Raw genomic sequence first — 9822 nt, 5'->3', positions numbered from 1 at the left:
GGGTTTACCTGGGCCGGGACGAGGGGTCGGGGCGGCACGCGGCGGTCAAGACGATCCACGGGGAGCTGGCGGCCGATCCGGAGTTCCGGACGCGGTTCACCCAGGAGGTCAACGCGGCGCTGCGGGTGCGCGACGAGTACATCGCGGAGGTCGTGCTCGCCGATCCGGCGGCGGCGGTGCCGTGGCTGGCCACCGCTTACGTGCCGGGCATCTCGGTCGAGGACGCGGTGCGCAAGTACGGTCCGATGCCCGCCGACTCGGTGCGCATGCTCGGGGTCTGCGTCTCCCGCGCGGTGGCCGCGATCCACGCCGTCAGCCTGGTGCACCGGGACCTCAAGCCGGGCAACGTGCTGCTGACCGCGCAGGGGCCGAAGGTGATCGACTTCGGCATCGCGCGCGGGGTCGGCGAGGAGGGCCTGACGAAGACCGGCATGGTCGCGGGCTCGCCGCCGTACATGGCGCCGGAGCAGCTGATCAGCGGGGAGTTCGGGCCCGCGTCCGACGTCTTCTCGCTCGCCTCGATCCTGCACTACGCGGCGACCGCGACCGGTCCGTACGGACGCGGGGGCGCGCAGGAGCTGTACGCGCGGGCCATCGCGGTCGGGCCGAGCATCTCGCCGGAGCTGCCGGAGGCGGTCGCCGTCCCGGTCTCGCGCGCGCTGGCGAAGGAGCCCGCGGCGCGGCCGTCGGCGGCCGAGCTGGTGACGCTGCTCGAGCAGGAGCCGGGCGAGAAGCCGATGCCCGGCTGGCTGCCCGGGAACGTGACGCAGGAGATCCTGACCCAGGCCACCGAGGCGCTGAGCACGGCGTCGGCCGCCTACAACACGCTCCCGCCGCCGCAGCAGGACCGGCCCGGCTTCGCGCCGCCGTTCCCGCAGAACCAGCCCCCCGGGCAGGGGCAGGGCCAGTCTGGTCCGCCCTCGCATCCGTCGAATCCGCAGAACCCGACGTTCGGGCCGCCCCCGGCCCCGTCGAACCCGTCCAACCCGCAGAACCCGGTGTTCGCGCCGCCGAACAGCGGGCCGAACCGGGCGTTCGGGCCGCCGCAGCAGATGTTCCAACAGCCGCAGGCCTTCCCGCAGACCCCGCCGCGGCAGACGCCGGTGCCGCCGGGCGCCCCGCAGCGTCCGCCGTACCCGCAGCAGGGCGGCTCCTTCGGGCCGCCGCCCGGCACGCCGCCGCAGGGCGTCGGCTACCGCTACCCGCAGATGGGCATGGCGCCGCAGGTCCGGCAGAGCAACGGAATGGGCGTCGCCGGGCTCACCCTCGGCATCATCGGCCTCATCGTCCCCTGCCTGCTGGTCCTCGGCATCATCTTCAGCGGCATCGGCCTGTCCCGCGCCAGCCAGGGCCAGCCCTCCGGCACCTCCAAGTGGGGCCTGGCGATCAGCCTGGTCGGCGTGGTCGGCTGGATCCTGCTGGTCGTCTACTCGGTGACGCACGCGGGCAACTCGACGTACTGAGCCGGCATGCGGAAGAGGGCCGCCCCCGCCGGGGACGGCCCTCTTCCACGTCATCCGCGCCCTGCTACCAGCGCAGGTGCGACCAGAGGTAGAACACTGTCGGAGTGCCGACGCCGGTCACGTCGTCGTACCCGCGGGTGGCCTGCAGGATCTGCGTGGAGCCGAAGTCGACCGCGTACTCGGTCCCGGTGCCGGTCGAGTCCGGCATGTCGTTGTACGCCTTCGTGCCCTTGCCGTTCGCGGTCACGTCGTAGTACGCGGGGCTGCCGGCGCGGGCGTAGATCGCCGGGTTGGCGAAGCCGATCGGCTCGTAGCCCTGCAGCTGCATCGCGTCCGCCTGCAGACCCGCGAACAGCGGGCTGGCGAGGCTGGTGCCGCCCCACGCGGACTCGCCGTAGCCGGTGCTGCCGTCGGGCAGCGTCTGCGTCTGGCCGACGAGGAAGCCGGTGTACGGGTCCGCGTCCATCGACACGTCCGGCGTCACGCGCATTTTCGAGGTCGTGGTCGCGCCGGTCGGAAGCGTCGTGGCCAGCGAGTTCGAGACGACCCCGCGCTGGTACCAGGGCTGGCTCTCCACCGCGCTGGTTCCGCCGCCGCCGCCGAAGTACCAGCCGTAGTCGCTCCAGCTGGTGCCGGCGTTCAGGAAGATCGACGTGCCCCAGGCCGTGTTCCATTCGACCTGGCCGTGCTTGCCGATCGCGACGCTGGTGCCGCCGACCGAGGTCGCCCAGTCGGACGAGGAGGGCCAGTCGGCCTGCGGCTCGGTCGAGGTGTCGGTGGCGCCGCAGCCGGTGGTCGGGATCTCCGCGCCGCAGTCGCCGGACGAGAAGTTCATCTCGATGCCCTCGATCGCGGCCTGCATCAGCACCTGGTCGTACGAGGCCTGGACGCTGGTCGCCAGATTGCCGGTGCTGGAGTAGACGACCTCGCCCCAGGAGTTGGAGACGATGTCGGCCGAGTGCGTGTCCACGATCTGCTGCAGCGAGGCCAGCAGGTCCGCGTCCTCGCAGGAGTTGGCGCCGTAGTAGTGCACGGTGGCGCCGGGGGCCATGGCGTGCACGGCCTCGACGTCGATGTGCTCCTCGGGCGCCCAGCCGGCCGCGCCGCCGCAGGCGGTCTGGTTCGTCCAGTCGGCCGGGGTCTCGGTGTCGAGGAACTGGCCGGACCTGAAGGCCGGGTCGCCGTGGTTGACCGCGTACGTGTCGGCGTCCGAGAGGATGTCGGAGCTGCCGTAGGCGTCGACGATCGCGACGGTCACCCCGCGCCCGGACACGCCGCCGAACACGCCGTACGCGCTGCGCAGCTGGCTCGGGACGTACCCGCAGATGACGTACGGGTTGTCGGTGGTCCCGTTCAGGCTCGGCGCGTTCGTGTCGACGGCCTGGCCGTAGTAGGTGGAGCACGGGGTCTGGCCGACGTAGTACGAGCCGTCGGCGCTCTTGGTCATCGTCGGCTTCTCGCCGGTGATCTGCTCCTCGGACTTCGCCGTGCTGACGAGGTCGTTCGGCTTCATCTCGGTCGGCATGTCGGTCAGGCCGCCGATGGTCAGCACGTCCGCGGCGACCGAGGACGGCACCTTGGCGTCGGCGGACGGGGCGCGGTACGTCTTGCCCTTGACCGAGTACTCCCGCAGCGAGGTGCCGTAGGCCGCCTCGGTCTGCGCGGCGGTGCCGGAGACCCGGACCTCGTGGCTGTTCGCGGAGACGATGCGCAGCCCGGCCGAGCGCAGCCACGCCTCGACCGCGGTGACCTGCGAGGCCGTGGTGCCGAAGCGCGCCTGGTACTGACTCGCGCTCAGATAGTGGTGGTAGAGCGCGTTTCCGGGGGTGGCGACCGCCTTCGCGTACGCCGCCATGCCCGACTGGTCCTTGCTCTGCAGGTAGACGGTCGAGTCGACCGAGGTCCCGGACGCGACCGCCCCCCGGTCGGCGGACGAGGTGGCCCAGCTGGGCGCGGTTCCCGCGATGGAGGAGCCCGCGCTCGAGGTCGAGGTCGCCGAGGCCACGGCCGCCGTCACGAACGAGCCGGTCAGCGCGGCCACGGCGAGCGAGGCCGCCCCGATCCGCCGCCGCGCACGCGCGCGGGCGTGCCAAATCTCTGAGGCCATACTTTCGTGGGTCCTTCCCCGGTTTCGGCCCACGCGATCGGCAGCGCGACCACTCGGGCAATCGGAAAGTGCTACCACGAGTTAGTACTCTCCCGGCCAGCGCGAGACAAGAGCCTCACGATCACAAGCTGGGAAAGTCCATTGAGATTTAGGGGAATTCGAAACCCGCCGGAAACGATCTTCGCGCCTGAGCGGGCATTTACCGGAAGATTCGTCGTCGATCATTCGATCGGACTAACGGCGACGCGACGCGCCGCCGCCACCCGTTCAGACCACTGCGATCCGTCCGCGGAATCCGTCCACATATGACGGATGAGAGTACTCAGACGTTGAAGCGGAACTCGACGACGTCGCCGTCGGCCATGACGTAGTCCTTGCCCTCGATGCGCGCCTTGCCCTTCGAGCGCGCCTCGGCGACGGATCCGCAGGCGACCAGATCGTCGAAGGAGACGATCTCGGCCTTGATGAAGCCGCGCTGGAAGTCGGTGTGGATCACCCCGGCGGCCTCGGGAGCGGTGGCGCCCTTCCTGATGGTCCAGGCGCGCGCCTCCTTCGGACCCGCCGTCAGGTAGGTCTGCAGGCCGAGGGTGTCGAAGCCGACGCGGGCCAGCTGGCTCAGTCCCGACTCCTCCTGGCCGATGGACTGCAGCAGCTCGAGCGCCTCGTCCTCGGGCAGCTCGATCAGCTCGGACTCGATCTTGGCGTCCAGGAAGATCGCCTCGGCGGGCGCGATCAGCGACCGCAGGTCCTGCTTGAGCGGCTCGTTCGCGAGCTCGTCGGAGTCGAGGTTGAAGACGTAGATGAACGGCTTCGCCGTCAGCAGGTGCAGGTCGTGCAGCGGAGCCGGGTCGAGGCCGGCGGCGAAGACGGTCGTGCCGGTCTCCAGCAGCTTCTGCGCCTGCTCGACCGCGGCGACCTTCTCCTGCAGGTCCTTCTTCATCCGCGACTCCTTCTGCAGGCGCGGCAGGACCTTCTCGATCGTCTGCAGGTCGGCGAGGATCAGCTCGGTGTTGATCGTCTCGATGTCCGACTTGGGGTCCGGGGCGTCCTTGTCGTCGGCGAAGACCACGTCCGGATCGGTGAAGACCCGGATCACCTGGCAGATCGCGTCCGCCTCGCGGATGTTGGCGAGGAACTTGTTGCCGAGGCCCTGGCCCTCGGAGGCGCCCTTGACGATGCCGGCGATGTCCAGGAAGTCGACCGTCGCCGGGAGCACGCGCTCGGAGTGGAAGATCTCCGCGAGCGTGCCGAGCCGCGGGTCCGGCACGCCGACCACCCCGACGTTCGGCTCGATGGTGGCGAAGGGATAGTTCGCCGCCAGCACGTCGTTCTTCGTCAGCGCGTTGAAAAGAGTCGACTTGCCCACGTTGGGCAGGCCGACGATGCCGATTTGCAGACCCATGAGGGTGAAGTCTAGTTCAATGACGAGGTGACTCTCGGCGCGCTGGCACTTCTCCTGCTCGGTCTGGTCCTCGGCACCGCCCTCGGCGTCCTGTGGGAACGCTCGCGGCGGGCGGCGCGGACCGACCCGGCGACGTCCGCGGCGATCGACGGGGCCTCCCGCGCGCTGCTGGAGACGGCGGACCGGCAGCTGTCCCGGGCGAGCGCGCCGATCCACGAGTCGCTGCGGCACCTGGACGACCGGCTGCGCGAGATCGAGCAGGGCCGGGCGGCGGCGCAGGCGGCGCTGTCCCGGCAGATCGAGGACGTGCGCACGACCGGGGAGGAACTGCGCGGGCAGACGGCGGCGCTGGTCACGGCGCTGCGCACGCCGCAGGTGCGCGGGCGCTGGGGCGAGCTGCACCTGCGCCGCGCGGTCGAGCTCGCCGGTCTGGTGGACCGCTGCGACTTCACCGAGCAGCTGGTCATCCCGGCGCAGGAGGGGGCCGACACCGGCGAGGGAGCCGGCGTGGCACGTCCGGACCTCGTCGTGCACCTGGCCGGGGACAAGCACGTCGTCGTGGACGCGAAGGTGCCGCTCGGCGCGTTCCTGGAGGCCGCCGAGGCGCCGGACGAGCTGCGGCGCGAGGAGCGGCTGCGGGCGCACGCCAAGCAGCTGCGCGCGCACGTGGACCAGCTTGCCTCGCGGGGCTACTGGAAGCGGATGGCGGCGGCCGGGGCGCCGACCGCCGAGTTCGTCGTGCTCTTCGTGCCCGGCGAGGCCTTCCTCTCGCACGCGCTGAGCGCGGATCCGGAGCTCGTCGAGTACGCGGCGGAGCGCAAGGTCGTGCTCGCCAGCCCGATAACGCTGATCACGCTGCTGCGTACGGTCGCGTACGCGTGGACGCAGGACACGCTCGCCAACGAGGCGCGCACGATCGTCGAGCTGGGCCGCGAGCTGTACGAGCGGATCGGGGTCTTCACCGAGACGCTGGACGGCGTCGGGCGCTCGCTGGGGGCCTCGGTGGCGGCGTACAACCGCGCGGTCGGCTCGCTCGACGCGCGGCTGCTGGTGACGGCCCGGCGGCTGCGCGAGCTCGGCCTCGACGACGGGGAGCCGCCGAGCGCGCGGAGCCTGGACACGGCGGCCCGGTCGATCAGTCAGCCACAAGAGTGAGCGGGCCGGCCGCCTGTGCGTCGCGAAGCTTCCGACGGCCTGTCAGCTCGTAACGTGGTCCTATGAGCCAGAACCGCGTCTCGCAGTCTGCGCAGTCGCGGCTGCGTCGGCAGGAGCCGCCGGCCTCCCCGGCGCCGCGCCCCGCTCCACGGCCCGCCGCGCACGCGCAGCAGCCCGGGCCCTATCCCGGCGCCGCGGGCACGGGTGTCGGCCCGCTGACGGGGCTCGGTGTGTCTCTGGTGCTGCTGGCCGCGTGCGTGTGCGGCGCGCTGCTTGACCTGCTGCTGGTGGGCACCGCCGACTGGGCGGTCACCGCCCTCTACATCGCGGCCTGCGGGTACACCGCGTACCGGGTGCGCGGTGCGGACTGGTACGCCGCGCTGGTCGCTCCCCCGCTCACTTTCGCGGTCTCGATGATCCTGCTGGCCAAGCTGATGCCGGAGTCGTTCGGATCCGGGCTGCTCGGCCTGGCCGCGACCACGTTCGAGCTGCTGGCCGCCAAGGCGAAGGCGCTCTTCTTCGGCGCGGCGCTGTCCGCGGCCGTGCTGGCCGTGCGGCGGGTGCGTCGCCCCCGCCGCTGACCGGCCGGATCTTCGCCTACAGCCGCTTGAGCTCGTGCGGGAGCGCGAACAGGAGCTTCTCCTGCGCCGAGCGCACTTCCTCGACCTCGCCGTAGCCGTGCGCGGCGAGCAGTTCGAGGACGTCCTGCACCAGGTTCTCCGGCACCGAGGCGCCCGAGGTCAGGCCGACCGTGGTGACGCCCTCGAACCAGGCCGGGTCCACCTCGTCGGCGAAATCGACCAGGTAGGACGCGGGCACGCCGACCTCGAGGGCCACCTCGACCAGGCGCACCGAGTTCGAGGAGTTCTTGGAGCCGACCACCAGCAGCAGGTCGCAGTCGCCGGCGATCTGCTTGACCGCGGTCTGCCGGTTCTGGGTGGCGTAGCAGATGTCGTCCGACGGCGGGTCGAGCAGCATCGGGAACTTCGTCTTGAGCTTGGCCACGGTCTGCTGGGTCTCGTCCACCGACAGCGTGGTCTGCGAAAGCCAGGCCACCTTAGCCGGGTCGCGCACCTCGACGCCGTCGACCGAGTCGGGGCCGTCGACGAGCTTGATGTGCTCGGGGGCCTCGCCGGTGGTGCCGATGACCTCCTCGTGGCCCTCGTGGCCGATCAGCAGGATGTCGTAGCCCTCGTCGGCGAAGCGCACGGCCTCCTTGTGCACCTTCGTGACCAGCGGGCAGGTCGCGTCGATGGTGCGCAGGTTGCGGCGGGCGGCGCTGGTGTGCACCTCGGGGGCGACGCCGTGCGCGGAGAAGATGACCAGGGCTCCCTCGGGAACCTCCTCGTTCTCCTCGACGAAGACCGCGCCGCGTTCCTCGAGCGTCTGGACGACGTGCTTGTTGTGCACGATCTCCTTGCGCACGTAGACGGGGGCGCCGAAGCGCTCGAGCGCGCTCTCGACGGTCTGCACCGCGCGGTCCACGCCCGCGCAGTAGCCGCGCGGCGCGGCGAGCAGAACTCGCTTACGGGGGGCGGAGTCGGTGGAAACCGGAGCATCGACCATGCCTCCATGGTATTCCGGCCTCGGCGCTGCCCCTAGTCCGGCCCGGCGATCTTCACGACAGTTGCACATCCGCTCCCCGGCCGTACGCGCCTCGCGACCCCGGCCCTGCGCGCGCCGCGGTGTCGGCGCGCATCGCTACTGTGGGCGCATGGCCTTGGAGAGCTCCTTCGAAGCACCGGTGCCGGTCTCGACGGTCGCGACGCTGGTCGCACAGTGGATCGACCGGCTCGGCGTGGTGCACGTCGAGGGGCAGATCACCCAGATCAGCCGCCGTCCGGGCGCGGGAGTGGTGTTCCTGACACTGCGCGACCCGGCGCAGGACGTGTCGATGTCGGTGACCTGCATGCGCTCGGTCTACGAGCAGATCCTGCCGGCGCCGAGCGAGGGCCAGCGCGTGGTGATCCGGGCGAAGCCGGTCTTCTACCGGGGGCGCGGGCAGTTCTCGCTGCAGCTGCAGGAGCTGCGGCAGGTCGGCGTCGGCGAGCTGCTGGCGCGGATCGAGCAGCTGAAGGCGAAGCTCGGCGCGCAGGGGCTGTTCGCGCCCGCGCGCAAGCAGCCGCTGCCCTTCCTGCCGCAGCTGATCGGCCTGATCACCGGGCGGGCGTCGGCGGCGGAGAAGGACGTGCTGGAGAACACCAGGCGGCGCTGGCCCGGGGTGCGCTTCGAGGTGCGCGAGGTGGCCGTGCAGGGGGCGACGGCCGTGCCGCAGGTGGTCGGCGCGCTCAAGGAGCTGGACGCGCATCCCGAGGTGGACGTGATCGTGATCGCGCGCGGCGGCGGCTCGGTCGAGGACCTGCTGCCGTTCTCGGACGAGCAGCTGCTGCTGGCCGTCGCGGCGTGCGGCACCCCGGTGGTCTCGGCGATCGGGCACGAGCCGGACTCGCCGCTGCTGGACCTGGTCGCCGACGTGCGCGCCTCCACGCCGACGGACGCGGCCAAGCGGATCGTGCCGGACGTGCGCGAGGAGCAGGAGCGGGTGCGCACCGCGCGCGAGCGGATGCGCGGGGCCGTCGAGCGGATGCTGGAGCGCGAGGAGCGCGCGCTGGCGAACTACCGCTCCCGGCCGTCGCTCGCCGCGCCGTATGACATGATCGACCGCCGCGAGCTGGAGCTGAGGGAGGCGAGCGGCCGGATGCGGCGTGCGCTGGAGCAGCGGATCTCCCGGGACTCCGAGGTGCTCGGGCACACGCTCGCCCGGGTGCGCGCGCTCTCCCCGCTCAAGACGCTGGAGCGGGGCTACGCGATCGTGCAGGCGCAGGACGGCGCGGTGGTCCGCGACGCGGCCGAGGTGGCTGCCGGCCAGCAGCTCGGCGTGCGGCTGGCCGCGGGCCGGCTGTCGGTGTCCGTCGCCTCGGCTACACCTGAGCAGGCAGCCAGCGGCTGAGGTGGGTGCCGAACCGCGGGTCGGAGAAGCCGAGCTCGCGGTAGAGGGAGTCGCCCATCGAGGACGCGGCGAGCTCCGTCTTCGGCACCCCGCAGCTGTCCAGCCACTCGAGCGTCGCCTCGACCACGGCCCGCGCGTAGCCGCGCCGCCGGTAGTCCGGGTCCGTCGAGACGCTCTGGATGTAGCCGATCAGCCCGGAGTGGTTGTCCGGGCTCGGCAGCCGCTGGTGGATCAGCCCGATCGAGCAGGCGGCGAGCTTGCCCGGGAAGTCCCCGGCGTCCACCACGAAGGCCTGGATCATGCCGTCCGGATCGGCGAGCGCCTGCTCGAACGTGTCCTTGCAGGCGTACTCCCACTGATCGTCGTAGATCTCCTGGAAGTTCTTGAGCATCACCCGGCGCAGACGCGTGAGCTCCCACGCGTCCTCGACGGACGCGCGCCGTACCACGACTCCCATACGTGCCTCCCCGATTTCTGTCCGTAGGGGAATCTATCGTGGAGGCCATGACTACGGAAGAGATCTCCTCGCTCGGCTACGAGCAGGCGCGCGACGAGCTGATCGGCACGGTGCAGAAACTCGAGGCAGGCGGCCTGGCCTTGGAGGATTCGCTCGCGCTGTGGGAGCGCGGGGAGGCGTTGGCGGCGCACTGCCAGGCCAAGCTGGACGGGGCACGCGCGCGGCTCGATGCAGCGTTGGGGGCGCAGAACGGGCGCGCGGAGGGGGAGAGCTGAAAACCCCTCAGGG

At 71.5% G+C, this 9822-nt stretch carries 9 protein-coding genes; 5 read left to right on the top strand and 4 right to left on the bottom strand.

Annotated elements, in window-relative coordinates; translation table 11 throughout:
- Window positions 1-1463, top strand: a 1463-nt coding sequence (locus tag KDK95_RS32740; protein WP_212522238.1) for a serine/threonine-protein kinase, incomplete at its 5' end; no start/stop codon positions are given.
- A 64-nt stretch (window positions 1464-1527) separates the two neighbouring features.
- Here the strand turns inward: KDK95_RS32740 and KDK95_RS32735 are convergent.
- Both KDK95_RS32735 and ychF read right to left on the bottom strand, forming a co-directional pair.
- On the bottom strand, window positions 1528-3570 hold the full coding sequence (locus KDK95_RS32735) for a S53 family peptidase (RefSeq protein ID WP_212522237.1): 2043 nt from the start codon (window positions 3568-3570) through the stop codon (window positions 1528-1530).
- A gap of 322 nt (window positions 3571-3892) precedes the next feature.
- The gene (gene ychF / locus KDK95_RS32730; protein ID WP_212522236.1) at window positions 3893-4972 is read right to left on the bottom strand and encodes a redox-regulated ATPase YchF; all 1080 of its coding nucleotides are present in this window, start codon (window positions 4970-4972) and stop codon (window positions 3893-3895) included.
- 27 nt (window positions 4973-4999) lie between these two features.
- Here ychF and KDK95_RS32725 point away from each other — a divergent pair, with 27 nt between their 5' ends.
- Together KDK95_RS32725 and KDK95_RS32720 are read left to right on the top strand one after the other, a co-directional pair.
- Entirely contained in the window at window positions 5000-6127 is a 1128-nt protein-coding gene (locus tag KDK95_RS32725) for a DNA recombination protein RmuC (protein WP_307844857.1), read from the top strand.
- A 62-nt stretch (window positions 6128-6189) separates the two neighbouring features.
- Window positions 6190-6708, top strand: coding sequence for a DUF6542 domain-containing protein (locus KDK95_RS32720; protein WP_212522235.1), 519 nt, complete (start codon window positions 6190-6192; stop codon window positions 6706-6708).
- Window positions 6709-6724: 16 nt separating this feature from the next.
- Here the strand turns inward: KDK95_RS32720 and KDK95_RS32715 are convergent, their stop codons facing one another.
- On the bottom strand, window positions 6725-7693 hold the full coding sequence (locus KDK95_RS32715) for a 4-hydroxy-3-methylbut-2-enyl diphosphate reductase (protein ID WP_212522234.1): 969 nt from the start codon (window positions 7691-7693) through the stop codon (window positions 6725-6727).
- 148 nt (window positions 7694-7841) lie between these two features.
- On the opposite strand from KDK95_RS32715, the gene xseA reads away from it, so the two are divergent.
- Complete coding sequence (xseA, locus tag KDK95_RS32710) at window positions 7842-9077, top strand: exodeoxyribonuclease VII large subunit (RefSeq protein ID WP_212522233.1); 1236 nt, start codon at window positions 7842-7844, stop codon at window positions 9075-9077.
- Here the strand turns inward: xseA and KDK95_RS32705 are convergent.
- Window positions 9049-9534, bottom strand: a complete 486-nt coding sequence (locus KDK95_RS32705) for a GNAT family N-acetyltransferase (protein WP_212522232.1) — start codon at window positions 9532-9534, stop codon at window positions 9049-9051. The two genes, xseA and KDK95_RS32705, sit on opposite strands and share 29 nt — an antisense overlap.
- Window positions 9535-9581: 47 nt before the next feature.
- Between KDK95_RS32705 and KDK95_RS32700 the strand changes: the two genes are divergently transcribed.
- Window positions 9582-9809, top strand: a complete 228-nt coding sequence (locus KDK95_RS32700; protein WP_212522231.1) for an exodeoxyribonuclease VII small subunit — start codon at window positions 9582-9584, stop codon at window positions 9807-9809.
- Window positions 9810-9822 lie beyond the last annotated feature (13 nt).

It is taken from the genome of Actinospica acidithermotolerans (assembly GCF_018139625.1).
Classification (GTDB): domain Bacteria; phylum Actinomycetota; class Actinomycetes; order Streptomycetales; family Catenulisporaceae; genus Actinospica; species Actinospica acidithermotolerans.
This window is presented reverse-complemented; position numbering and strand designations above follow the sequence as displayed.

Bases quoted from the DNA above. Each gene is read 5' to 3' on its own strand.
- KDK95_RS32720 (WP_212522235.1), top strand. From the start codon at position 6,190: ATGAGCCAGAACCGCGTCTCGCAGTCTGCGCAGTCGCGGCTGCGTCGG.
- ychF (WP_212522236.1), bottom strand. From the start codon at position 4,972: ATGGGTCTGCAAATCGGCATCGTCGGCCTGCCCAACGTGGGCAAGTCG.
- KDK95_RS32715 (WP_212522234.1), bottom strand. From the start codon at position 7,693: ATGGTCGATGCTCCGGTTTCCACCGACTCCGCCCCCCGTAAGCGAGTT.
- KDK95_RS32700 (WP_212522231.1), top strand. From the start codon at position 9,582: ATGACTACGGAAGAGATCTCCTCGCTCGGCTACGAGCAGGCGCGCGAC.
- xseA (WP_212522233.1), top strand. From the start codon at position 7,842: ATGGCCTTGGAGAGCTCCTTCGAAGCACCGGTGCCGGTCTCGACGGTC.
- KDK95_RS32705 (WP_212522232.1), bottom strand. From the start codon at position 9,534: ATGGGAGTCGTGGTACGGCGCGCGTCCGTCGAGGACGCGTGGGAGCTC.
- KDK95_RS32735 (WP_212522237.1), bottom strand. From the start codon at position 3,570: ATGGCCTCAGAGATTTGGCACGCCCGCGCGCGTGCGCGGCGGCGGATC.